A 24,426-nucleotide genomic window follows, 5' to 3' on the forward strand; every position below is an offset into this window, starting at 1 on the left:
CCCCTACTTGTTATTAGCCAGGATGGCGTACTGCGCGGATATTCGCTGATACGCATCCTGCTTCTGCCGAGACCACACTGTTGCGACATACCGTCCGTAGGCGAAGCTACATATGAACGGGGCCGAAGTGTCGTCGGGACCGTGATAGTTGGTGCACTGTGCGATAGGGAGTCCGGTTGGCGGGTCGATCGGATGTCTGAACTTGGAGGCGAATCCGGTGTCGAGGAATGTTTGGGCTGACGCGGTGTCCCTGGTTCGAATCAGGTATCCCGCACCGAAGCTATAGGCATCGGCACCCGCTCGGTCGAACAGTGCTTGATACTTCGCGGTGTCCCCCACCGTGTGCAACGCCCCATGCCGGTCGAGCGTTCCGGTAAAAGCATTTTCGGTCTGGTCTCCCGGCGGGCGTGGCAATGTCAATCGCCTCATGCCGTCGGGGTCCAGCGGTAGCTGGGCGAGTTTGTCAGGCGGTGTCGGCTGGAATTTCTTCAACCGATCGACAGTGACGTCAATGGCCTTATCGGCCAAAGCTAGTTGCGGAGGCTCGGGTGCAAGTTTGAAGTTGTTGTCGACAACGCGGTTCTCGACCTGATCGATCATGGTGAAGATGACGAATCTCCCGGTCGGATACCAGGAGGCGAGCATCTGTTCGCTGGCTGTCCAGATGATTTGGGCGGCCGGATGCTGGTCCGATTGCAGCGGCTCGACCACTATGTTGCTCTGCGCGAAGCCGCTGTGCGCGAGAGCGGCTGCCGCGGATGTGGCGTCGGCATCGCTGTCGAAAATCATGACGGCGTTGTAAAGGGTGGAGCCGAGGAATCCATCTGTAGAGGGCCGCCCGCTGGTGGCGAAGCCCGTGATGAATCCCGGTGTGTCAGTGGCGAAATGGTCGGTCTTGAGGAGGCCGTCGTACGAGTTGGCGTCGGTGAAGAGATTTGTGACGTACGCGCTGTGGGAAAGAGTCGGGTCGATCTCGGAGGCGAGCGGAAGGACGTTGCCGAGCCGCACGCCCTCGAGGACACGGCCGGTCGCCGCCGGATCCGAGGTGGTCGCGTCTTTCGGTTTGGTCGCATAGCTACCGGTATCGAGCTTGCTCAGATCGATCGTTTGCTCTTTGGCCGCATGGGATTCGGACCCGCACCCCGCGCCGGCCAGCACCGAAACCGCCAGCACCGCTGCGCCTGCCGCGCGCAGCCGGATGCGGGCCGACCGTAGTCGGCCATAGCTGTAACGCATGACGAACATCCCCCCGCCGATACCGAATTGCCTGCTATGCCTTGCTTCTGGTGTGCAGAGTGTACTGGGCGGTTGATGTAGGGGCCGCACCTGCCGATCGCCTGCGGCGCTTCTCACAGCGCCTGGCTGTTGGCGAGGACCGCGTACTGCGCTGCCGCCTTCTGTTGTGCGTCGATCAGCTGGTTGCTCGCGACGCGGGCGACGTAGCGGTCATAGTGCACGGTGCAGGTGTACTTGTTCTCCGCGTTCCAGGCGTTGTAGCCGTCGACGTCCATGGAGAAGCCGGACTTGGGGTTCGGGTTTTCCATGCAGGCCGCGTCGGGGACGCCCGCGGGTGGGTCGGTGGCTCCGGGGAGGAGCTTGTCGATGCCGGAGGACAGGGTGGTGGCGGACTTGGCGTCGCGGGCGCGGAACAGGAGGCCGCCCTTCTTGGCGGTGGACACCAGGTCGACGCCGCTGTCTTCGAGGAGGCGTTTCACGGTTGCCTGATCGTCCACGTAATGCAGGTAACCACGTGCGGTGTGGGTGATTTCGGTGAAGGCGTCGAGGTCCAGATACTGGTTGGGGTGCAGGGTGCGGCGCAACATGGGGTCGGGGTTGTATTGCATGCGGAAGATATCGCGCGCCGACAAGGCGGGTGCCTGGTCGAGGAGCGGTAGTTGTGCCGCGAAAACCTGATCGGCGAACTTCCGTAGACCGTCGAGGTCCGGGCTGGGTTGCGCCACATAGACGTTCACGACGTACCCACCGTGGGCGAGGGTGGCTGCCAGCGATGGAATGCCCGGCCGCCAGTGCGCTTTCGCGTCGGGCTGCTTGTCGAGTGTGACGTGGACGTTCTGGTCGGCCGCCACCGCGAAGTCGGCCGCCTCCATCTGTACTGCGGCCGTCTGCGCCTGCTGCGCATCCGGGAACTGCAGCACTGTGACATTGAACGAGGTCGCGTCCGGGTCGCCCTGGGCGCCGGCGAAGGGGTTGAAGGTGTCGTCGTCGGGGAATCCGGCGGACTTGACCAAGGCGTGGGTGCTCGCGGCCGCGGAATAGCCGAACATCATTCCGTTGCCGTCTAATACGGGTTGCACCGCACCTGCCAGCACCGAGGAATACTTCGCCGATTCCGACGACCTCAGATACAGCGACAGCACATTGTGGCTGAACTTCGGGTCGACGTCCGGCCCGGTGACAACACTGTCCGCCAGCCTGGCCAGGGCGCCCGATTCGCCGGTGTCCGTGCCGAAGTTGTTCTCCATGCGGACGTCGAGCGGATCGGTCGGGTAGTTGCCGACGGCGAGTTTCCGGACATCGATCTCACCCGCCGCCGGAGTTCCGGATACCGCACTGCCACAACCCGTGAGCGCGGCCGCGGCCAGGACCACGGCGAGCGCGCCGAATACCGTTCTGCCGACGGAACGTCGAGCGTAAGGACTCTTCACGATTCCCCCTACTTGCCGTTGGCGAGGATGGCGTACTGCGCGGAGATCCGCTGATACACGTCCTGCTGTTGTTGCGACCACACCGATGCGACGTACCGCCCGACGACCACATGGCAGTCGAAGGGGAACCTGTGCGGGTCGGGGCCGCGGTATTGGGTGCAGGTCGCATTCGGCAGTCCCGGCGGCGGCGCGATCGGATGCCGGAACCGGTCGATGAACGCCGCGTCGAGGTAGGCCCGCGCCGAGTCGGCATCGCGGGCCCGATTGAGTTGCCCCGCACCGTAACTCACCCTGTCGATGCCCGCCTTCTCGAACAGCGCGGGGGCCACGTTCGGATCGTCCTCAGCGTGCAGTGCACCGTGCCCGTCCAGGGTCCCGGTGAACGCATTGGCAGTCTGATCGCCGTCCGGACGCGGCAGGGTCAGCCGCAGCATGCCATCGGGATCGAGCGGCAAACCGGCGAGCTTGTCGGGCGGCGTCGCCTGGAAGGACTTCAGCCGGTCCGCCGTGAGGTCGATGGCCTTGTCCGCCAGCGCCAGTGGCGCGGGGTCGGCCGCGATATGCCAGTAGTCCTGCAGGTAGGCGTTCTCACCACGGTGGATCAGGGTGAAGATGATGAATCGGCCGGTCGGGTACCAGGACGCCAGAGCCTGCTCCTCCGGAGACCACCGGATCTGAGCGCTCGGATGCAGAGTCGACTGCGGGGACTGCGCTGTCGCCGAGGGGTCCCCGGTTTGCAGCGATTTCAGATCGAGGCCGCTCCGGGCGAGGGCACCGGCGGCATTGGTCGCGTCGGCGTCGCTGTCGAAGATCATGACCGTATCGCTGAGCGAGTACATCCCGGAGACCGGTGTCGTCTCCGCGGCGGTGGCGAAACCGGTGACGTAACCCGGCGCGTCGGTGCCGAAGTGATCGCTGTCGACCCAGCCGTCGTACGAGTCCCCGGTCAGCAGAACATGTTCGCCGAACGCATGGTTGGTCAACGCCGGGTCGATCTCCATGGGCAGCGGCATGATGTCGCCGAGCCGCAGCGCTTCGGCCGTGCGCGCCGCTGTCGCCGCATCCTTCGGAACGAAGTCCTGCGGCTTGGTCTGATAGTTGCCGGTGTCCAGCTTGCTCAGGTCGACCGGTTGATCCCCCGGCGAATGGGAATCGGATCCGCAGCCGGTCGCGGCCAGGGCCGAGAACAGCAGGATGGCCGCGGCGGTAGCGCGCAGCCCGAATCGGGCCGACGGTAATCGGCCTGTGTGGTGACGCATATGTGCGGATCCCCCCTGTAAATCAGTAAATCAGCGCCGGGCCGTGGCCCCGCTCAGGTAGTGCTGCTCGGCCGGCGTGGTGACCAGCTGGGCGGTAGTGGTGGTCGCGGGGGTGTGCACGGTGACCGTGTGCGGAGCGTTCGGATGCTGGACGATGGTCACGTCGGCATCGGGCTCGTAATCGGGGGAGAGCGCCTCGTGCACCGTGACCACGGTCGCCGAACCGGGAGGAGCGCTCGACGGGACGCCGTCGAAGACGATGACGGTGGCGGCCGGATGCGGCAGGCGGCCGGTCACCGTGGTGCCACGGGAACTGTGTGTGACCGAGGAAGCCAGCGAAAGCGCGTGCGGGGCGGCAATATTCGTCACCATGCCCTGCCAGGCCCAAGGGCGCGCGGTATGCACGACCGCGCCCGCACCCAAGGCGATGGCGCGCAGGATGACCTGCTGCACCAGTTCCAGATCGGCGATGATGTCGATGCGCCGCGAACCGACACCGATGAGCGGCACCGCGATACCACTGCCGGTGGCATCCGCACCGATGAGCTGACCGCACCCCGCGGTGGGCATGGCGATATCGGTGAGCACGTCCACCGGACCGCGATAGCCGCTGGGACGAATCTCCTGCGCCCCGTAGACCAGAATGTCCATCAGCGCCCACATCTGGCGGCGCGGCAGCTCCTTGAGACCCGCGACGGGCGGCTCACCGAGCTCATACGGAGTGTCGTAGCGGACCCGGGCATCCACCTCGATGATGCCCGCGGGCTGACCCGGCTTCGCGCCCGGTTCCGCCACCGGCTGCAGCCGCACGGTCACCGTGGTGGCGAGACTGCGCACCGCCCAGATCTTGGCCAGGCCATCGGAATTGAACAGCTGCGGGTCGATCTGGTAGCTCGTCAGGTGAATCCCGTTGTGCTCCAGGTTGTCCGGGTGCTCGGTGAGCTCGCCCACCGGAATGCCGCGGGTCAGCTCACGCAGCGCGGCCGTCATCTCCGAGGTGGTCAGCACCGACGCCGTAATGCCGTGCCCCGCCAGCCGATTGGCGACCCGGCGGGTGGCGACCAGCGCCGAGCGCAGCGCGCCCTCCGGACCGCCGCCGCGATTGTCGACCGCCTTCGCATTGTCGAGTGGGTTCAACCGCAGGATAAGCCACATGGTGCGATGCGCGATGGCCGGCAGCGGGCCGAGGATCTCGTTGTAGAGGCGGCCCAGCGGCGCGATGCTCGCGGCATAGCCGGAGATCACGGCCTCGGTGCTGGCCGTGCGGGTGCCGCTGCTGATCACGTCCGCCGAATGCAGCTCGACATCGTATTGCCGCAGGCAGGCGGCGATCTCGTCGAGCGGAAGCAGCTGGTCGGTGCTCAGCGAGCCACGGCGCAGCAGGGTCAGCGTGTCCGGCGGCGGGTCGATGCGCAGCATGGTGGTCAGCAGCGTGCCGTCCCAGCGCAATCCGCAGCTGCCACCGTCCGGCATCGGCACGTCGACCACGGCGTTCTCATCGAAAGCCTTGCGCCGCGCCTGCTTCCAGCGATACGCGACCCAGCGCCCGATCCGCAGTCCCACCGGGATGCCGCCGATCGGGGCCAGACCGATGAGCACGGGCACCAGCCCGGCCACCAGCGCCGCCCACCACTGCGTGTGCATGCCGACCGCCACCAGCGAAGCCGCCACCCCGATCAACGCCACCGGAACCACCAGCCGCAGCGGCAGATTCCGGAGCAGCCACAGATCGTCCGCGCGCAACTCGATCCCCGCGGCGGCCGGCTCGGCGGCACGATGCGCGGCCGGTTCGGTCACCCGCGTCGCCGAGCGCGGGGGAGCGGGGCGCGGGGGCGCCGCCAGCGCGACACCACCCGGCGCGCGGCCGTCGTCCGTATCCGGTCGTAGCTCGCCCGATCCGCCCTGTTCGAAGTCGCGGGATCCGTTCGGCGGCATACCACCGGGTCGTTGCGGCGATAGGTCGGCAGGCCGTTGCGGCGGCACGTCCTGCGGGTAACCACCTTGGTCGTGACCACCCTGGTGGCGCGGCGGGAAACCATGCCGCCCACCCTGCGGATAGCCGGGGCTCCCGCCGTATGGATCCGCACCATTTCCGCCCGGCCCGTAGTTGCCGGCTCCACCCCGCGGAAAGTCGTTCACAGTTCAGTAGCCTCTCAGCCGGCGGCCGACGACAGGCCCAGTGAAATGAGCAGGCTGCTCAGCGCGGCCTTCATATCGGGGCCCTCGATCCGCATGAGTACCGACTCGTCCACTGCGCTCAGATCGATGGATTCATCATTGGCCAGCCGGAATTCACGCTCTTCCTCGGCGGCCTCGATCAGGTTACGAATGAAGCGGCCATTGCCGGCCAGGTCGACACCGCGGCGCGGCTGCCCGCTCTGATCGGTGCTCTCCAGCTCGTACAGTCGCGTGCACGTCTCGACCAGCGCCGCCAGCGCGCCCTCCGACAGCTCCGAATCCCGCTTGGTCGCAACCACCTTGCCGATCTGACCGAGCTCTTCGGCGGTGTAGGACGGGAATTGCAGCCGCTTGGCGAAGCGGGAGGACAGACCGTCATTGGCGGCCAGGAAGCGGTCGATCTCGCCGTCGTAGCCGGCGATGATCACCACCAGCCGCTCGCGATCGTTCTCCATGCGCGCCAGCAAGGTGTCCACGGCCTCGCGGCCGAAGGCGTCCCCACCCGAAAGACCGGTCTGGATCAGCGTGTACGCCTCATCGATGAACAGCACGCCGTCCATGGCGGTATCGATCAGCGCCTCGGTCTTGATGGCCGTCGAACCCAGGTGCTGACCGACGAAATCCGAGCGCTTCGCCTCGACCACCTTGTCGGTCTTGAGAATGCCCAGACCGCAATAGATCTTGGCGACCACCCGCGCGATGGTGGTCTTACCGGTTCCGGGCGGACCCGTGAACGCCAGGTGCTGACCACGAGCGGAACTCGAAAGTCCCTTCTCCGCCCGGATCTTCGCCAGCTGCGCACTCGACTGCAGCTTGGCCACCTGGGTCTTCACCGCCGCCAAACCGATCTGCTTGTCCAGCTCGGCCCGCGCCTGCGCGAGTACTTCCTTGGCACGGTCCTCGTGCTCGGCGGCCTGCTTCTCCTCCAGCGAGGGCGCGGACGCCGGATCCCACTTGTCGGTGCGGGCCTCGATCACCTCTTTGGAAGTGAGCGTGATCCGGTAGGTGCGGTCGCGCATGGCCGCGGTATTGGCGTCGAAATTGGGCGCCTGCGAATACACGTTCTCGAAGAGCGCCTGCGCCTCCTCGGACTGGCCGTTCTCGCGCAGGCACAGACCGCGGCAGAACATGGCCGCGGTGCGCGCCGCCGGAATCGGGCCCGCCTCGGCCGCTTCCATGCGGCGGATCGCCTCACCGAACAGACCCAGCTGCGCACACGATGTGCCGACCATCACATGCGCACCCGCGGCGAGATACGGATCTTCCCACTCCGCGGACCCCGCCAGCACCGTCATCACATCGGGCCAGCGCTGGGTGTTGTAGTGCAGGATCCCGCGCACGTACTTGATGATGCGGCCGTCGATTTCGAAATCCGGCTCCGAAGCCCGCGCCCGGCGGTGCTTTTCGAGCTCGTCGAGCACGTGCTGCGCATCGTCGTACTGCTTCTCGGCGATCAGATGCGCGGCCCACGCCAGGTGAATTTCGGTGAAACTCGCCAGCGGGTAGTCGATGTAGAGGCCCGGCAGGAAACGTCCGGCAAGCATCCGCGAAGACAGCCCCAACCGGCGCTGTTCCCGGCCCAGCGAGACCGTGCTGCACTTGTAGAGGTTGGACAGAACATCCGTGGTGACCTCACCGGCGGCGGCCCGGCCGAGCCAGGCGTCGGCCATGGTCGGGTCCCACTCGGTGGCGCGCTGAAAGGCGAGTTTCGCGTAGTCGAGGTCCCGGTTCGATTCCTGGCCCTCGATGCTCAACCCCAGTGACAGCACTCCGGCATCGAAGGCGCGTTGTGCCTGGCGAGTGTCGATCATCCTAGTCGAACCCCGAATTCGTCGAACCTGGCTGGTCTTTCGTTCACAATCCCCACCCACACCGGTGTGATCGCACAGCTGCGGACAGTCGGATACATTATGGTTAACCGCCCTGGGCGGGCAACTGTTGAGAGCTACAGGGGAGCAGTTCAGCAAGTGACAGCACAGTCGATCAGCGGCTCGCGGGCCGCTGAGCCCGAATTGTGCCGAGTGTCCGTCATCGGGGGGAATACCCAGCTCGACGTCGGGCTGCCGGCCAACGTGCCGATCGCCGCGTTCATCGGTGATCTGGTACGCCTCATCGAATCCCGCAACCCGGATCCCATAGGCGGCGAAGAGGGCGGAACGCCACTCCAGTCGCAACATTGGACACTGGCCAAATTGGGACGCGACATGATCGCGCCCAGCCAGACCCTCAATGACGCCGAGATCTACGACGGCGAATTGCTGGTACTCCGATCGGTTTCCGCCAAGGAAGCCCCGGCGCTCTTCGACGACGTCATCGACGCCGTCTCCCGGCTGACCGCCGAAGAGTTCCGCAGCTGGTCGGCGGGCGCCGCCCGCTGGACCGGACTGGTGGGCGGCGTGGTCGCCGTGGTCTTCGCGGTACTGCTGGGCCTGCTCTCGCGGTCCGGCGGAGACAAATTCGTGGCGCCGCCGCTGCTACTGGCCGGCGCCCTCGCCGCACTGGTCGCCGCCGCCATCGCCATGCGCAAATACGCCGACGAGCAGACCGCGACCGTACTGACACTGTGCATGCTGTTGCTCACCTTCGGCGGCGCGACACTGGCGGTGCCCGGAACACTGGGCAGCCCACACCTCATGCTCGGCGCCGCCGCCACGCTGCTGCTCGCGGTGGTCGGATATCGCATCATCGGGGCGGGCGCCGCGGTGATCGCGGCCATCGTCACCGTCGTGCTGCTATCCGGCATCGGCGCGGCCGTCCGCATGATCTGGGACGCCGGACTGCCGAAAGTGGCTGCCGGAGTGATGGTCGCCTCGATAGTCGTGCTGTCCATGGTGCCGCGGCTCGCCGCCATGCTCGCCCGGCTGCCCGTGCCGCCCGTGCCCACCGCGGGTGAGGCCATCGACCCGGCCGACCACGAACCCCGGCCCACCATCGAAGGCATCGGCGCCATCGGCGCGACCGTACTGCCATCCGCGCACGGACTCGGGCAGCGCGCCCGCACCGCCAATCAGTTCCAGGCCGGCATCGTATTCGGCAGTGCCATCGGCGCGGTCGCCGGCGCGATCGGCGCGGCCGACCCGCTGCACTCCCATCGCTGGCAGGGCATCGCGCTCGCGATCGTGATCTCCATCATCCTGTGCCTGCGCGGCCGCTCGTTCGCCGATCTCACCCAGGCCGCCACGCTGATCGTCAGCGGCTGCGTCACTTTCGTCGCCCTCGCGGTGCTGCTCGCCCTGTCCGATGACGGCATGCTGCTGGTCTCGGCCGGGCTGCTGCTGGCATTCGCGGTGGGCGCCATCGGATTCGGCGTGATCGGACCACACATCCAGGCCACCCCGGTGACCCGGCGCTTCAACGAGATCTTCGAATACGGCCTCATCGTGTCGATCATCCCGCTGGTGCTGTGGATCATGGACGTCTACTCGACGGCCCGGAACATATGAGCGCGCGTCCCGGAAACTGGGCGCGAACACTGTGTGCGGCAGCGGTACTCGGTGGTGCACTGCTGGGTCCACAGGCCACGGCGGACGCCCGGCCGATGGCGACCGTCCTGAAGCCCGACCCGGATTACAAGCACCTCGGCGACGCGCAGGCCATCGCCGGTAAGCCCGCACCACTGGGCCCCACCGACAAGAAGATCGAGTGCGGCAGCACGTGGTTCCTGAAGAACAACGTCGTGCCGCGCGATCCGGCGGTCGCACAGAAGGTTCTCGACCTGCCCGCGGTCTGGCAGGCCAACCCGCTGCCGAACAACAAGGGCGCGGGACAGAAGATCGCGGTCATCGATACAGGCGTGGGCTTGAACCCCAGGCTCGACATCCAACCCGGCGGCGACTTCGTCTCCGGCAGTGACGGTACCGAGGACTGCGACGGCCACGGAACCGCTGTCGCCGGCATCATCGCCGCCAAACCCAGCGGCGACGACGGACTGGTCGGCGTCGCGCCGGACGCACAGATCCTGGCCATTCGCCAGTTCAGCGATCACTACCAGGCCAAGGACCAGAACGGCGACAAACCCCCGGGCAGCATGAGTCAGCAGGGCTACGGCCCCAGCCTGACCCTGGCCGCGGCCGTGGTGCACGCCGTCGACATGGGCGCCCAGACCATCAATATCTCCGAAGCGGCCTGCACCGAAGTGGATTCCGGCAGCGGGACCGGAGACGATGCGCTCGGCGACGCCGTGCGGTACGCCTTCGACCACAATGTGGTCGTGGTCGTCGCCGCGGGCAACCTGGACCAGAGCACCGGCTGCGGCACCCAGAACGGTTCGTACAGCAATGCGAAGGCAAGCTGGGAGAACGTGAAAACGATCTCCAGCCCGGCCTGGTTCAGCAAGTACGTGCTGTCGGTGGGCTGGATCGATCCCTACGGCAACCCATCCGGCAACTCGCTCTACGGCCCGTGGGTCGGCGTCGCGGCCATCGGCCAGGACCTCGTCTCCCTCGACGTCAACAAACCCGGCGGGCTGATCAACGCCACCGGCGTCGACAAAGAGGGAAAACCCATCGGCCTCAACGGAACCAGCTTCGCCGCACCCCAGGTCGCCGGACTGGCGGCCCTGCTGCGGGCGAAGAATCCGGAGTGGTCCGCGCGCCAGATCATGAACCAGATCATGCTCACCGCGCATCAGCCCGGCACCGGCCGCGATGACCGCATCGGCGCGGGCCTGATCGATCCGGTCGCCGCGCTCACCGCGCAACTGCCGCCGGACACGCTCACCGCGGAACAACCCGAGCTGCCGATCCACGTCGGAGCCGACAAGCCGCAAGCCTTTCCCATGCCCGACAAGCCCGCAGGCCCACCGCGATTCCCGCGACTGATCGCCACCATCGGCACCCTCGTCTGTCTGTCCGCGCTGGGAATCGGTCTCGCGATATCGATTCCCTTCCGGCGGCACCGCCGCGACGACGACCTGCCCGACCTCGATTCCTGACAACCCGGAGAGATACCCATGGCTACCGAAGGTTTCGTGCGTCGGCCCCGTATCGCCCCGCCACGCGCCCCCGGCGGTGAGATGGCGCTGACCGCACCGCCGGAAATCCCGCGCGCGGTCTCCGCGCCGCTCATGCAGAAGCTCATGCCGGTCGTGATGATCGTCGCCATGATCGGCATGATGGCGATGATGGCCATGATGGGCCGGTCCATGCTGAGCAACCCGTACATGATGATGATGCCCCTGATGATGCTCATGGGCATGGGCGGCATGCTGATGGGCCAGCGCGGCAGCGGCAAGAGCTCCGCCGAACTCAACGAGGAACGCAAGGACTACTTCCGCTACCTCGACCAGACCCGCCGCGAGGTCCGGCGCACCGGGCAGAAGCAGCTGGAGGCGCTGGTCTGGAGCCACCCGGAACCGACGGACCTGCCGTCCATCGTCGGCAGCCGGCGCATGTGGGAACGCCGCCCCAACGATCCCGACTTCGGGCACGTACGCGTCGGCATCGGTACGCATCGGCTCGCCGCCAAACTGGCGCGACCGGAAACCGGGCCGCTGGAAGACCTGGAACCGGTCTCCACGGTGGCGTTGCGTCGTTTCGTGCGTACGCATTCCGTGGTCCACCACCTGCCCACCGCGGTATCGCTGCGCGCGTTCCCGGCCATCAATGTCGAGGGACCGGCCGCGGACGCACACGGACTGGTGCGATCGATGCTGATGGAACTCACCGCGTTCCACGGACCCGACTATGTCGGAGTCGCCATCGTCACCGCCGAACCCGACCGCGAAGCCTGGTCCTGGGCGAAATGGCTACCGCACGTACAGCATCCGAGCCAGCGCGACGGCATGGGCGCGGCCCGCATGATCTACCGCTCGCTCGGTGAGCTGGAGACCGCGCTCTCCGACGACCTGCTCGAGCGCGGGCGGTTCATGCGCAATCCGCAACCCACACAGGGGCGTCAGCACCTGGTGGTCGTCATCGACGACGGATACGTCAGCGGCAGTGAGCGTTTGATCAGCGAGTCCGGGCTGGACGCGGTCACCGTCATCGACCTCAGCGCCGCCGAGAACAGCCTCGCCGCGCGGCGCGGGCTGCAACTGGTGGCCGCCGGCGGTGAGGTGTTCGCCAAGAGCGCGGCGGGCACCGAGAAGTTCGCCAATGCCGACCAGGTGATGCTCGCCGAGGCGGAGGCGTTCTCGCGCAGCCTCGCTCGCTACCGCATCGCCACCGCGGCGCAGATCGTCAGCCTCGGCGACAACACCACGGTCAGCGATCCGGGCCTGATGAACCTGCTCAAGATTCCGGATGCGGCGCAGATCGACCCGGCCAAGGTGTGGCGGCCGCGCGCGGGCCGCGAACGCCTGCGCGTGCCGATCGGCATCACCCCCGACGGGACGCCCGTCGAAATCGACATCAAGGAATCGGCCGAGAACGGCATGGGCCCGCACGGTCTGTGCATCGGCGCGACCGGTTCCGGCAAGTCGGAATTCCTGCGCACGCTGATCCTTTCGATGGTCACCACGCACTCGCCCGACCAGCTCAACCTGGTCCTGGTCGACTTCAAGGGCGGCGCCACCTTCCTCGGTATGGACCCGCTGCCGCACGTGGCCGCGGTCATCACCAACCTCGAGGAAGAGCTCTCACTCGTCGACCGTATGCGCGACGCGCTCGCCGGTGAGATGAACCGGCGGCAGGAACTGCTGCGCTCCGCGGGCAACTTCGCCAATGTCGTGGAGTACGAGAAGGCCCGCGCGGCCGGCGTACCACTGGACCCGCTGCCCGCGCTGTTCGTCGTCATCGACGAGTTCTCCGAATTGCTCTCGCAGAAGCCGGATTTCGCCGACCTGTTCGTCATGATCGGCCGGCTCGGCCGCTCGCTGCACGTACACCTGCTGCTGGCTTCGCAGCGGCTGGAAGAGAACAAGATGCGCGGCCTGGACGCGCACCTGTCCTACCGGATCGGTCTGCGTACCTTCTCCGCCAACGAATCTCGCGCCGTGCTGGGTATCACCGACGCCTACCATCTGCCCGGTATTCCGGGCTCCGGCTACCTGAAGAGTGACGCGTCGGATCCGTTGCGGTTCAACGCGACCTACGTCTCGGGCTCCTATGTCGCCCCGCGCACCGTCCGGCAGAGTGCCGACGGCCGCTCCGTGGCCGAGGCGCCGCCACGCGAATTCACCGCCGCGTCAGTGGAAATGCTGGAACTTCCCGAACCGGTGAACCCGCTCGATCCACTGGATCTGCTCCCTCCGCCCCCGCCTGCCGACGAAGGCGTCCCCGACAGCCTGCTCCAGGTGGTCGTGAAACGCCTGACCGGACACGGCCGCCCGGCCCACGAGGTCTGGCTGCCGCCGCTCGAGGAATCCCCGACCGTCGACATGCTGCTGCCGGATCCGGACTGGCGTTCGCCGGTCAACCGGCACGGACAGCTGTGGATGCCGATCGGCATCATCGACAAGCCCTACGAGCAGCGCCGCGATGTGCTCACCGTCAATCTCGCGGGCGCACAAGGCAATGTGGCCGTGGTCGGTGGCCCGCAGTCCGGTAAATCCACGGCGCTGCGCACCATCATCATGGCCGCGGCGGCCACCCACACGCCCGAGCAGGTGCAGTTCTACTGCCTCGACTTCGGTGGTGGCTCCATGGCGGGCCTGGTCGGCCTGCCGCACGTCGGTTCGGTGGCGAGCAAGCTCGACGTCGACCGAGTGCGCCGCACCGTCGCCGAACTGGCGACGCTGCTGCGGGAACGCGAGGAGCGCTTCGCCCAGCAGGGCATCGAATCCATGGCCGAGTTCCGGCGGCGCAAGCACGCCGCACTGGCCGCCGGGCAGACCGACGATCCGGTGCTGGCCGACCGATTCGGCGACGTGTTCCTGGTCATCGACAACTGGCAGGTCGTCCGCGAGGAATTCGACTCGCTGGAGCCGACCGTCGGACAGCTTGCCGCCCAAGGCCTTTCGTACGGCATCCACGTGGTGCTCGGCTGCAACCGCTGGGGCGAGCTCCGCGCCTCCATCAAGGACATGATCGGCACCCGCATCGAGCTGCGCCTGGGTGACCCCTCCGACTCCGAGATGGGCCGCCGCGTCGCCATCAACGTTCCGCTCAACCGCCCGGGCCGCGGTCTCACCGTCGACCAGCTGCACATGCTCATCGCCATGCCGCGCCTGGACTCCGACACCGACGCCCAGAACCTGGCCGAGGGCGTGGCCGCCGCGCGCACCGAGATGCAGACCCTCTGGGGCAACCGCCGGGCGCCCGAGGTCCGCACGCTGCCCGCCACCCTGCCCCGCGAGCAGGTGCTGGAACTGGCTCGCCGCCACGGGATTCAGCAGAGTCCCACCAAGGTGGTCGTCGGCATCGGCGAGTCCGAACTGCAGCCGATCGTCCTGGACTTCGGCAGCGACCCGCACTTCATGGTCTTCTCCGAGGTCGAGTCCGGCAAAACGACGGTGCTGCGCAACATCATTCGCGGCCTCGCCGAGAGCTCCAACGCCGACCAGGCCCGCGTCATCCTCATCGACTACCGCCGCAGCCTGCTCGGCGTCCTGGAAGGCGACCAGCTCGCCGGCTACTCGACGTCCTCCCAGACCTGCGGCGGCATGGTCAAAGAGGTCGTCAACTACCTCGCCAAACGCATCCCCGGCTCCGACATCACCCCGCAGCAACTGCGTGATCGCGACTGGTGGTCGGGCCCGGAGATCTACGTCGTCGTCGACGACTACGACATGGTCGTCGCCGGCGGAAACCCGTTGGGGCCCTTGGTGGAACTGCTCCCGCAGGCCCGCGACATCGGCCTGCACGTCGTCATCTCCCGCAATATGGGCGGCATTTCACGAGCCCTCTACGACCAGGTCCTGGGCTCCATGAAGAACCTGTCCGTCCCCGCCCTCCTGATGAGCGGCTCCCGGGACGAGGGCAAGGTCATCGGCGACATCCGCCCCATGCGGCTGCCCCCCGGCCGCGGCATCCTGTGGTCCCGCGGCAGCGACGACGAAATGATCCAGATCGCCGACGTTCCCGCGTTGTAGCGGAGCGCGCGCCGGGATGTCGATCAGCCGACGACATCCCGGTGCGTGGTCAGCGCGCTCGGCAATTGCGCTCGGCGAGCGTGCAACTGGATGGGTCCCTGGTATCCGGTGGGGAGTATCGCGGCGGGCTGCGGCAGCCAGCTGGCGGTGCGGCGTTCGAACAGGGCCCGCGAGGGGCCGGTGGCCTCGGGGCCCGCGATACGGGCCAGGGTGAAGCCGTTGCGGAGGTAGTAGTCGTGCAGGCCCTGGTTGGTGGTCCAGGCGTCGAGGCGGACCCAGCCGCGGTGCGCGGTGCGGGCCAGCTCGGCCGCATGCGCCAGCAGGGCCTCGCCGATGTGGTTTCCGGCGAAGCGGAGATCCACGATCATGTAGTGGACGATGACGGCGTCGGCGAGTTCGCCGGGGGACCAGAGTCCTTCGTCGGCGCGGTTATTGACGGTGATGGTGCCCGCGGGTTCGCCGTCGATCTCGGCTATCCAGGTCTCGCCGGCGCGCACGGCCCGGGCCACGGACCGGGCGAAGAGCTCGATGGGGAGTCCGCGACCGGCCCGGGTCCATTGATCACTGCCGCGTGCCGCCAGCCAATTGGTGCGTTGCAATCGCAATCGGGTGACGGTTCCTAGATCGCCGATGTCGGCGCGGCGTAGGTGCGGTTTCATGGCGAGCCGGGTAAAAGGGAATTACCGAATGAATGGGAATTGCCGGGCGGACACGGTGCGCCCAGGGTTTTACGAATAATGTCCGTTCCAGGGTCATCGCCCAATTCATAAGCCAGTCGGTTGCGGGCCGCAGTGGAACGGTGCCGTGTCACTCTGGTGATGCGCTCGTGATTTGCTCCGATACGCAAATGATCGAGGAGAACGGTGCCCGCTCCGATTCCGAGTACGGCCGCTTCTTCCGCCGTCGCCGGCCGCGCGACAATGGTGTCGCGATGCGCCGTCTCGGCGAAGCCCCGATCCGACAGCCGGCGCGTCGTGCCCTCCGGAATATCGTGCGGACAGTCGATTCCGGTGGCCTCGGCCAGATCTCGCGGATAGAAGCTCACCTCCCACGACCAGGGCTCGTTGTCCAGATACTGCATGACCGTGCGGGAAACCACCCATGCGTCCTGGTCCACGCCCAGCCAGTGCGCGACCTCCGGACTGGCCGGTTCCATTCGGGCACTGAACTGTTTGGACGGCTCGCGACCGGCGGTCCGGGCGATCTCGACGAAGATATCGTGCGCCGCTCGCGGCCGGTCCGGGCGAATATGGTTGGTGACAACGGATTCCAGGACTTCCTGACTCCGCACAATCGTGCCGCGGGAAGTCGCTGTGTAGACCAGATTTTCGGCGACCAGAAGCTGAATCGCATTGCGGGCCGTCGTGATCGAGACCTGCATCTGAACGGCCAGCTCATTGTGACTCGGTAGTCGATCGCCCGGTTCCCACTTGCCGGCGCGGATCTCCTCGCGGAGGAGGTCTGCGATCCGTTGATATCTCGGACCGTCCGCCATCTCGCTCCTCGGTTGTTGCTTCAAGGCTCAGAAGTCTACTCCGGGTGCCCTACTGCCGTGTAAGGCTTGACATACGCATTCCGAGGTTTATTGTAATGAACGTCCTGAATGCGGTGTTGTTATACGTCGATGAACGCGAGGCAACGTGGCAGGTTCGGAGACATCAAACACGGTCGTTGTGGCATTGCCCGACGTGTCCCCTGAGTATGCGGTCATGGAGGCACAGCCGTTCGCGGCGGGGCTCTTACCCACCTCCGACCTACTCTTGCGCGCTTGTCGCGGACACCGGGTGATCGGCGGACCTCTGCTGTGGTTCGCCAGCGACCTAGCGGTGCTGCACGAGCGCAGAGTGGTCGGCCGGGGCGGCGTCGGGCCGGAGACGGATCCCACCTCGATCATCGAAAACAAGCGCCGCCGAATCGAATTGGTCATGGCCATTGACGACTGGATCGTGCGCTCCGTGCCCCAGCACCGGCTGGGCGCCACGCTGCACACCGAAACCGTCGGGTCGGTCATCGACCGATTGGCCGAAGCCTCGGTGCGCGCCCATCACGCGTTGATGACTCTTGACGCGAATGATGAAGTGCTACACGGTGCTTGGCACCATTTGGCCGAATTGTCGGATGCCTACGACGATCTCGTGCGCGACGTGCTCGCGGGACGCCGGCGGCTCCCCGCCTGGTAGCCGAAGCTCAACGTGCGGTCCGGGCGCAAGGGCGGCCCGGACCGCCATTCGTTATGGCCTGGGCATCCGTGAAATCACGTCGGCCAGTACCTTTTCCGCCTTGTCACACGCGCCCGGCGTCAGGCCGCGATTGTGGGCGGCCACCGCGACCTGCTCGGCGCGGTCGTCGGAAGTCGGGCGCACGACGTAGGTCACCTCGCAGTGCGGGCTGTCCGAAGGGCTCAACGTGTACGCGGTGAACGACCCGACCGGCACCGCCGTCGGGTGGTCCGCCGACTTGTCCACGCGCCGGCCTTCGAAGAGAGCCACCTCGATCGAGGCGTCCACGCCGTCGACCGTGCAGGTGTGCGGAGTGGAGGTGTGCAGACCCGGATCGCCGGACACCGCCTCGGCGGCGGCCGGATCCAGGACCGTGCAGGGATCCAGCCGCAGGATCGAGCTCGCGGGCGGGTTCGACTGCGGGACAGCGTGTGCCAGCTGCTGACCGACCAGGGTCAGGGCCTGTTCGGCGATCGGGCAGGCATCGCCGCTATCGACGCCCGCCGACAACTGGAGGGTCACCGGGTCATCGGTCTGGGTGGTCACCGCGCGGGCGCACGTCGGGGAGGGACCGGCGGCGCCCACCATGGGAGCCCAGGCCACGGTCTTGCCCGTCGGGGTCGAATTCGACGGTGGCACACCGACCGACAAGGAGAACGACGCGGCCGGTTTGCCGGATTCGGTGAAAGTGCCACTGCAACCGAAGCCCTCGGGTTGCAGCGGATCGGCGGCGGTGCCCAGCTTGCCCGACAGGGAGAGGTCGAGGAGTTTGCAGGCATCCAGCAGGCGCAGATCCGACGCGCCCTGCGCCAGCGCGGGATCGGCCACCGACTGCGCCGCCTGCGCGGGCCGGCCCGAATCGTCCGCCCAGCGAGTTATGCCGAACGCGGCCGCGCCCACCGCCACCACGGCGACCGCGCCCAGGCCCGCCCAGCGCAGCACGCGGCGGCGGCGAGTCTCGATGTGCTCCAGTTGATCCCGATACGAGCTCTCGCGCTCGGTGGTCTGCACCCACCATTCCGCATCGGTGCGATGGGCCACGATGAAGTCCTGCACCTCCTGGGACCAGATCGGCTCGGCGGGGATGCGGGCGGCCGCCTTCAGGAGTTGGTCGGCGGTCGGGCGCTCCGCCGGGTCCTTGGTCATACAGGAATCCACCAGGTCGCGCAGGCCCTGCGGGACACGGGCAGTCAGGGGTGTCGTGTGCGCGACGCTGTAGAGGATCTGCTGGGTGGACTTGCCGGCGAAGGGGCTCTCGCCGGTCGAAGCCATGGTGAGGATCGAGCCGATGGAGAAGACATCCGCCGCGGAGGTCGGGCCGCGGCCCTCGGCCTGCTCCGGGGATGTATAGGCGGGTGAACCGATTACCGCACCGGCGGAGGTCGCCGGAGCGTCCCCGTCCAGGGCGCGGGCGATCCCGAAACCGACCACGCGCGGGCCCTCCGGGGTCAGCAGCACACTGCTCGGGCCGAGATCACGGTGCACCAAACCGGCCCGGTGAATCTCCGCCAGAGCGGCGGCGAGACCGGTCGCCAGCAGGCGCAGGCCACCCAGATCCAGGGGGCCGCATTCGGCGATCACCGTGCCCAGATCCGGGCCGGAAATGTATTCCGTGGCCAGCCAAGGGCTTTCGGTCTCGGTATCGCTGTCGACCACCGTGGCCGTGTACACGCCCGTCAGCTGCCGGCCCGCGTCGATCTCCCGCTGGAAGCGCTCCCGGAACTCCGGGGTCGCCGCCAGCTGCCGATGAATCTGGGTGACCGACACCAGCTTCCCGGCCGGCGAACGACCGAGTAGCACCTGACCCATCTCACCGCGGCCCATCACCGTGATCATGCGATTGCGGCCGAGCCACTTCGGGTCCTGCGGCGCCAGCGCCTTCATGCCGTACCTCTCACCAAATAGTCACTGCCGCTGTTTATCTCGTCCGCCGATGGCTTCACCGGCGGTCCGCCAGCACCGCGGACTCCGCCGCGGCCAGCTGCCGGACATCGGATTCCGTAGCGCTGTACACGCGCACCACGAATCGGTCGTGCACCACGAAACAGCGGTAGCGGTAAGCGGTCAGCTGGGTGGGAACCTGCTGGGTCGCCTGCGCACACGCGGTCGCACCCGAAACACCGGACAGGGGCACGTAATTCGCATCCGAATCCCGGCTGGTCAGATAGGCGGTGAAATCGTGGGCCGCCGCCGCGTCACGGAGGCGGAAAAGCTGATTGTTGTGGGACATGGCCATCGAGACCAGCCCGGCGCCGGACGTAGCCGCGAAATCGCCCGCCGGATCCGCGCCCAGCAGCGAATAGGCACGGACGCCGTAGACCGCGAAATTCTGCCGGTCCGGGGTACTGTCGCCGGTCTTCACCAACCGGGGCAGCAAACCATCCGGGTCCAGGCGCAGCGCCGCCAGATCGGCCGCCGCGGCCGGCGTGAACGAATCCAGCAGTTCCAGCTGCTTCTGATAGGCGACGGTCACCATGTTCACCAGCGCACCCAGATCCGGATCCGGTAACTGCGCGGAAACTCTGATCACCAACGACTTCCAGGCGAAGGTGCTCGACAGCGCGGGAATACCCGGCCGCCAATGCGCCCACGCCGTCGGGAAGGCATCCACCAGGACCGGCGCATTATCGGGGGCCAACCCGAAATCCGCGCGCTCCATATCCAGCGACGCCGCCGCGGCGGCCTGATCATCCGGGAATTCGAGCAGCGAAACGCTCAGCTGCTTCTTCGCGTCCGCACCCGGCTTATCCGCGGCCGTGACACCGAAAGCTCCCTGCACGCCATGGGCATTCGCCGCCGCGACCTGCGCACCGGGGATCAGCGTGTAATTCAGCCCGGTGTAGTCGGCCAGCACACCACCGCCACGACCTGCTTTCAGATCGGGATCGACATCGGAGGCGAAGACCAGACGCTCGCCGAGCCGCACCGACTCCGCCAGAATTCCGCGCGCCCGACTCGGCTGCGAGTCATAGTCACCCGCTATTCGCTGCGCTGGGTACTTACCGTAATCCGGTGCGCTTTCACTACCACAGGCTGCCGAAACCGCCATCACTGCGAGCCCGACCACGACCGCGGCGAACCTGTTGACTCCGAAAGACATACGCCCCTTTCCGAGCCAAGAACCTAACACCGCCCCGGCCGGAGGACCATTCGATCGGAAGAGCTCGTGCAGAACAGCGACTCCGCCGCCACTCAGCCGCGGTGCCGGCGGTGGTCGGTGGCGAAATCATCGGCGACCGTCGCCGCCAGTTCCACATAAGAGCGCTTGGTCTGTTTATGCAGCCGATGCAGATCGATTTCCGCGCCCTCACCCAGATGCGGGTCGTACGGGATGATGTGCACGGCCCGGCAACGCGACAGGAAGTAATCCCGGAGCTGATTGATACCCACATTCGGCGCACCCGGCCGCGGCAGGTTGATCACCACCACCGCATTCCGCACCAGATGATCGTGACCGTGCAGCGACAACCAGTCCAGCGTCGCCGCCGCACTACGCGCACCATCGATGGCCGACGACGAAATCAGCACCAGCGAATGCGCCAGATCCAGCACACCCGCCATCGCCGAATGCATCAGTCCCGTACCGCAATCGGTCAGAATGATGTTGTAGAAGCGCTGCAGGATCCGCGCGACCGCACGGTACTCCTCCTCGCTGAACGCCTCCGACGCCGCCGGATCCCGCTCACTGGCAAGAATTTCCAGCCGGCTCGTACCCTGCGAAGTATGCCGGCGCACATCCGAATAACGCTGAATATGCTCGTCCAGCAACAGATCCCGCACCGTCGAACGCGTCTGCAGACTCACCCGCTGCGACAAGGTACCGAAGTCCGGATTCGCATCCACCGCGATCACCCGGTCACCCCGGATGGACGAGAAGATCGACCCCAGACCCATCGTCGTGGTCGTCTTCCCCACGCCGCCCTTCAACGACAACACCGCAATCCGATAATCACCACGAACCGGCTGCCGAATCCGCGCCACCAACTCCTGCAGCCGCCGCTCCTCCGCCGACATCCCAGGATTGATCGACCCACCCGACATGTGATGCACGGCCCGCCGCCACCCCGACCCCGCCGGCGCCTTCTTGGCCCGCCGCAACGGCACATCATCCAACGACGGCCCCGGAACCCCATAAGATCCCGCCTGCCCCGGCCCGAACCCGCCCGCCTGCCCCTGCGGATACCCACCTTGCTGCCCCGGCGCGTACCCACCCGGCTGCCCTGACACGTAGCCACCGGGGTATCCCTGCCCATACCCACCGGGCTGCCCCGGCACGGGCGATCCACCGGCCTGCCTCGGCGCCGGCGAATACCCCTCCGGCTGTCCCGGCGCGGGCGCGTAGTCGCCCGGCTGACCCGATGTGGGCGCATAGCCATCAGGCTGGCCTTGTGCGGCAGCGTATCCGTCCGGTTGTCCTGGCGCGGGTGCGTAGCCGTAGTTCGGTTGTCCCGGCGCGGACGCGTAGCTGCCCGGTTGTGCGGATTGTGGTCCGTATCCGCCGGACTGCGGCTGCCCGGGAGCCGGCGGGTAGACGGACGGGTCACCCGTGGCGCGTGGATCCGCCTGTGCCCCATCAGTAGCCGGCATGGGTGCTGTCATCGGGAGGCCGAGCACGGTCTCGTCCGTCGGACGCGACTGCGTTCCGGGCTGAGCGGGCACGTGCCAATCGGGTTGCGAGACAGGAGCGCCCGGCTGGACGAATCCGCCCGGGGCCTGCTGCCCCGGGACACCGTAAGGCTGTCCGGGCCAGGGCTGAGACCCCGGCTGCGAGCCGGAGAAGCCGGTGGCCGGACTTGCCGTGCCGGGCGCCTGCGGCGGTGCACCGGCGATGTTCGGCATATCGGTGACCGTCTGATCCGATGGAAGCGAACTCCGCACACCACCATTCGCCCCATCCGGTCCGGGACCCTGCGGATTCGGCTGCGCCGGAGCCTGTCCCATCGGGGGATAAGGCGGCTGCGCGAACTGCGGCGTACCCGGCAGCGGCGGAGCCGACCGACCCGCCTGCGGCTGCGACAGGACACCCCCGCGCGGACCATAACCATCGAGACCGGAACCCTGGTGCGGCGCACCGGAAGCCGAGGAATCGGGCCGCAGCTGCGGCGCCGACGGCAGCCGGGCGTCCAACGCCCGATGCCGCCCCTGCGTCGAGTCCTCGCCCGGCAGGAGTTCGGCCGCCCGCGCATTCGCATCGGCCGAATCATCCGACCCGGCCTTATCGCCCGACCCCGCTGCATTGCCCGACCCCGCTGCATTGCCCGACCCCGCTGCATTGCCCGACCCGGCTGCATTGCCCGGTCCAGCCAAATCGTTCGCCCCGGCCGCATTGCCGGACCCGGCCGCATTGCCGGACCCGGCCGCATTGCCGGACCCGGCCGCATCGCGGGACCCGGTCGCGTTGCCGGACCCGGCGGCGTTGTGGGACTCGGCGAGTTTGTCGGACCCGGCTGCGGTGACTGAATCAGCGGCGCTATTGCCGTGTTCGGCAGCGGCACCGCGCATCGATCCAGCGGAGGAGGAAGTGTCGGGGGTGAGGGGGTCGACCGTGTTGAGTGGACCGCTCTGTGTCAGGGCATCGAGCAGCGCATTCGCCGTGGTGAGCGGATCGGCGTCGGTGAAGGCGCGACTCGCGGGAATCTCCGGGGGCGTGAACGGCGGTGTCTCCCGGGGCGGGAGCGGTACGGCACCGGCGGCGGCCCCTCCCGACAGGTCGGAGCTCGTCGACTCGTTTGGGGGAGAGGCGTTTTCAACGGCCTCCACCTCGGACGGTGAAGGCGGGAGCGGCATCCGTGTCGTCATGTCGGACACTCCGGGCCCGGCATTGCCCGGCAACGCCGGACCCGCGCCCGGCATGGCCGCACCGGCGGCATGCGGCTGGATTCGCGTCGTCAAGTCCGGTGTACCGCCGGATTGCGGTGCGGGAGGCAGGGTCTCGGCCCTGGTCTCCGACGTGTCGGCGGGCGAGGGCGCTCCACGCCCCACCGTGGGAGACGGCGGCAGCGAGGGCGGAGTGAAGCCCGGCTTGCCGTGCTGCGGCAGGGAACGCGGCTGATCACTCTCGGCCGCGGCCGGCGGTGCATCCGGCAGCGGCGGCGCGTCGAACCGCGGCCCCCCTGCCTGTCGGCTCTGAGGGACCTGCGCCCCTTCCGGTTTCTGCTGACCCGGCAGATAGAAGTGCGTGCCCGGATCCCGCTGCGGAATCTGGGGATGCTGCGGAATCGGCGGCTGCTGCCCGACCGGAGCCTGCTGCCCCGGCGGAACCTGCTGCGCCACCCGGCCATCGGCTCCCTGCTGCGGCATCCGCCCATCGAGCCCGGGCTGCGGCAGTCGGCTACCGAGCCCCTGCTGCGGCGCTCGGCCATCGAGACCCGGTTGCGGCAGTTGGCCTTCAAGCCCGGGCTGCGGCGAGCGGTGGTCGGGGCCTTGCTGCGGCAGTCGGCTATCCGGACCTTGCTGCGGTGCGGCGGGCAGGGGTGGCCGACCGGCCATGCCTTGTTGCGGCAGTTGGCCTTCGGGACTTTGCTGCGGCGCCCTGCCGTCGAGACCTGGTTGGGGGAGTCGGCTACCCGGGCCTTGCTGGGGCAGTCGGCTGTCGGGTCCCTGCTGCGAAATCTGGGTGTCGGGGCCCTGCTGGGGTGTTGCGGGCAGGGGTGGGCGGCCGAGGAGGCTCTGCTTGGGCCGGGCTTCGGCGGGTGCGTCGCCGTTCCGGGGTGGCGTGGGGTCCGGCGGGGACTGCCAGCGGGAGGCTGGGGCGTTGGCGCCCTGCGGGGCAGCCGGGCCTTGGGGGGAGCCGTTGGGGCCCTGTGGTCCGGGGGCGGGCGACTGCTGGCCGCCGGTTGAGGGGGAGCCGGCCGGGCCGTAGGAGCTCTGGGGGCCGGGCGTGGGGGGCTGCGGGTCGGGCGTTTGTTGGGCAGTTCGATCGGCCGCGGCCGGTTGGTCGTGGTCGTTGTCCTTGCGGGGTTTGCGCTTGCCGAAGAGGCTGCGGGGCGACTTCTTCTCGGGGATGAGGTCGTCGTGGGGCAGGTTCTCGACGGGGGCTTCGTACCCGGTGTTGGACTGGCTGACCTCGGACTCGGAGAGCCATGGCGGGAGCATGGGGAGCCCGTCGTTGTTGCGGCTCACGTCTACCCCCG

At 67.6% G+C, this 24,426-nt stretch carries 14 protein-coding genes; 4 read left to right on the forward strand and 10 right to left on the reverse strand.

The window, feature by feature from the left end; genetic code table 11:
* Window positions 1-3: 3 nt before the first annotated feature.
* The 5 genes from ACIP5Y_RS43410 to eccA form a co-directional block, all read right to left on the reverse strand.
* Window positions 4-1,236, reverse strand: a complete 1,233-nt coding sequence (locus ACIP5Y_RS43410) for a hypothetical protein (RefSeq protein WP_400359328.1) — start codon at window positions 1,234-1,236, stop codon at window positions 4-6.
* A 113-nt stretch (window positions 1,237-1,349) separates the two neighbouring features.
* The gene (locus ACIP5Y_RS43415; RefSeq protein WP_400359329.1) at window positions 1,350-2,666 is read right to left on the reverse strand and encodes a hypothetical protein; all 1,317 of its coding nucleotides are present in this window, start codon (window positions 2,664-2,666) and stop codon (window positions 1,350-1,352) included.
* 8 nt (window positions 2,667-2,674) lie between these two features.
* Window positions 2,675-3,925, reverse strand: coding sequence for a hypothetical protein (locus ACIP5Y_RS43420; protein WP_400359331.1), 1,251 nt, complete (start codon window positions 3,923-3,925; stop codon window positions 2,675-2,677).
* Between the two features lie 30 nt (window positions 3,926-3,955).
* Window positions 3,956-5,860 carry a type VII secretion protein EccE gene (gene eccE, locus ACIP5Y_RS43425; protein WP_400359333.1) on the reverse strand — a complete coding sequence of 635 codons (1,905 nt, stop codon included), beginning with the start codon at window positions 5,858-5,860 and terminating at the stop codon, window positions 3,956-3,958.
* 218 nt (window positions 5,861-6,078) lie between these two features.
* On the reverse strand, window positions 6,079-7,914 hold the full coding sequence (eccA, locus tag ACIP5Y_RS43430; RefSeq protein ID WP_400359335.1) for a type VII secretion AAA-ATPase EccA: 1,836 nt from the start codon (window positions 7,912-7,914) through the stop codon (window positions 6,079-6,081).
* 156 nt (window positions 7,915-8,070) lie between these two features.
* Here eccA and eccD point away from each other — a divergent pair, with 156 nt between their 5' ends.
* The 3 genes from eccD to eccCa are packed head-to-tail and all read left to right on the forward strand — an operon-like array spanning window position 8,071 to window position 15,074.
* Window positions 8,071-9,546, forward strand: a complete 1,476-nt coding sequence (eccD, locus tag ACIP5Y_RS43435) for a type VII secretion integral membrane protein EccD (protein WP_400359336.1) — start codon at window positions 8,071-8,073, stop codon at window positions 9,544-9,546.
* Window positions 9,543-11,036, forward strand: coding sequence for a type VII secretion-associated serine protease mycosin (gene mycP, locus ACIP5Y_RS43440; protein WP_400359338.1), 1,494 nt, complete (start codon window positions 9,543-9,545; stop codon window positions 11,034-11,036). Before eccD ends, mycP begins: the two co-directional genes overlap by 4 nt.
* An 18-nt stretch (window positions 11,037-11,054) precedes the next feature.
* On the forward strand, window positions 11,055-15,074 hold the full coding sequence (gene eccCa, locus ACIP5Y_RS43445; protein ID WP_400359340.1) for a type VII secretion protein EccCa: 4,020 nt from the start codon (window positions 11,055-11,057) through the stop codon (window positions 15,072-15,074).
* Between the two features lie 23 nt (window positions 15,075-15,097).
* Here the strand turns inward: eccCa and ACIP5Y_RS43450 are convergent, their stop codons facing one another.
* Together ACIP5Y_RS43450 and ACIP5Y_RS43455 are read right to left on the reverse strand one after the other, a co-directional pair.
* Window positions 15,098-15,733 (reverse strand): GNAT family N-acetyltransferase, encoded by a 636-nt coding sequence (locus tag ACIP5Y_RS43450; RefSeq protein ID WP_400359341.1) that lies wholly within the window; start codon window positions 15,731-15,733, stop codon window positions 15,098-15,100.
* Window positions 15,730-16,569: a GntR family transcriptional regulator gene (locus ACIP5Y_RS43455; protein WP_400359342.1), complete on the reverse strand. Its 840-nt coding sequence runs from the start codon at window positions 16,567-16,569 to the stop codon at window positions 15,730-15,732. The genes ACIP5Y_RS43450 and ACIP5Y_RS43455 overlap by 4 nt, the downstream gene beginning before the upstream one ends.
* A gap of 145 nt (window positions 16,570-16,714) precedes the next feature.
* Here ACIP5Y_RS43455 and ACIP5Y_RS43460 point away from each other — a divergent pair, with 145 nt between their 5' ends.
* A complete protein-coding gene (locus ACIP5Y_RS43460) occupies window positions 16,715-17,254 on the forward strand; it encodes a DUF4254 domain-containing protein (RefSeq protein ID WP_400359343.1) in 540 nt (179 codons plus the stop codon).
* Between the two features lie 51 nt (window positions 17,255-17,305).
* Here the strand turns inward: ACIP5Y_RS43460 and ACIP5Y_RS43465 are convergent, their stop codons facing one another.
* From ACIP5Y_RS43465 to ACIP5Y_RS43475, 3 genes are all read right to left on the reverse strand, one after another.
* Entirely contained in the window at window positions 17,306-19,177 is a 1,872-nt protein-coding gene (locus ACIP5Y_RS43465; protein ID WP_400359345.1) for a serine/threonine-protein kinase, read from the reverse strand.
* Between the two features lie 55 nt (window positions 19,178-19,232).
* Window positions 19,233-20,393, reverse strand: coding sequence for a hypothetical protein (locus ACIP5Y_RS43470; RefSeq protein WP_400359347.1), 1,161 nt, complete (start codon window positions 20,391-20,393; stop codon window positions 19,233-19,235).
* A 92-nt stretch (window positions 20,394-20,485) separates the two neighbouring features.
* The gene (locus ACIP5Y_RS43475; RefSeq protein WP_400359349.1) at window positions 20,486-24,415 is read right to left on the reverse strand and encodes an AAA family ATPase; all 3,930 of its coding nucleotides are present in this window, start codon (window positions 24,413-24,415) and stop codon (window positions 20,486-20,488) included.
* Between the last annotated feature and the right edge of the window lie 11 nt (window positions 24,416-24,426).

It is taken from the genome of Nocardia sp. NPDC088792 (assembly GCF_044750615.1).
Classification (GTDB): Bacteria; Actinomycetota; Actinomycetes; order Mycobacteriales; family Mycobacteriaceae; genus Nocardia.

Excerpts from the sequence above, each read along its gene's own strand:
- ACIP5Y_RS43410 (WP_400359328.1), bottom strand. The coding sequence starts at position 1,236 with ATGCGTTACAGCTATGGCCGACTACGGTCGGCCCGCATCCGGCTGCGC.
- ACIP5Y_RS43420 (WP_400359331.1), bottom strand. The coding sequence starts at position 3,925 with ATGCGTCACCACACAGGCCGATTACCGTCGGCCCGATTCGGGCTGCGC.
- eccE (WP_400359333.1), bottom strand. The coding sequence starts at position 5,860 with ATGCCGCCGAACGGATCCCGCGACTTCGAACAGGGCGGATCGGGCGAG.
- eccA (WP_400359335.1), bottom strand. The coding sequence starts at position 7,914 with ATGATCGACACTCGCCAGGCACAACGCGCCTTCGATGCCGGAGTGCTG.
- mycP (WP_400359338.1), top strand. The coding sequence starts at position 9,543 with ATGAGCGCGCGTCCCGGAAACTGGGCGCGAACACTGTGTGCGGCAGCG.
- eccCa (WP_400359340.1), top strand. The coding sequence starts at position 11,055 with ATGGCTACCGAAGGTTTCGTGCGTCGGCCCCGTATCGCCCCGCCACGC.
- ACIP5Y_RS43450 (WP_400359341.1), bottom strand. The coding sequence starts at position 15,733 with ATGAAACCGCACCTACGCCGCGCCGACATCGGCGATCTAGGAACCGTC.
- ACIP5Y_RS43455 (WP_400359342.1), bottom strand. The coding sequence starts at position 16,569 with ATGGCGGACGGTCCGAGATATCAACGGATCGCAGACCTCCTCCGCGAG.
- ACIP5Y_RS43465 (WP_400359345.1), bottom strand. The coding sequence starts at position 19,177 with ATGAAGGCGCTGGCGCCGCAGGACCCGAAGTGGCTCGGCCGCAATCGC.
- ACIP5Y_RS43470 (WP_400359347.1), bottom strand. The coding sequence starts at position 20,393 with ATGTCTTTCGGAGTCAACAGGTTCGCCGCGGTCGTGGTCGGGCTCGCA.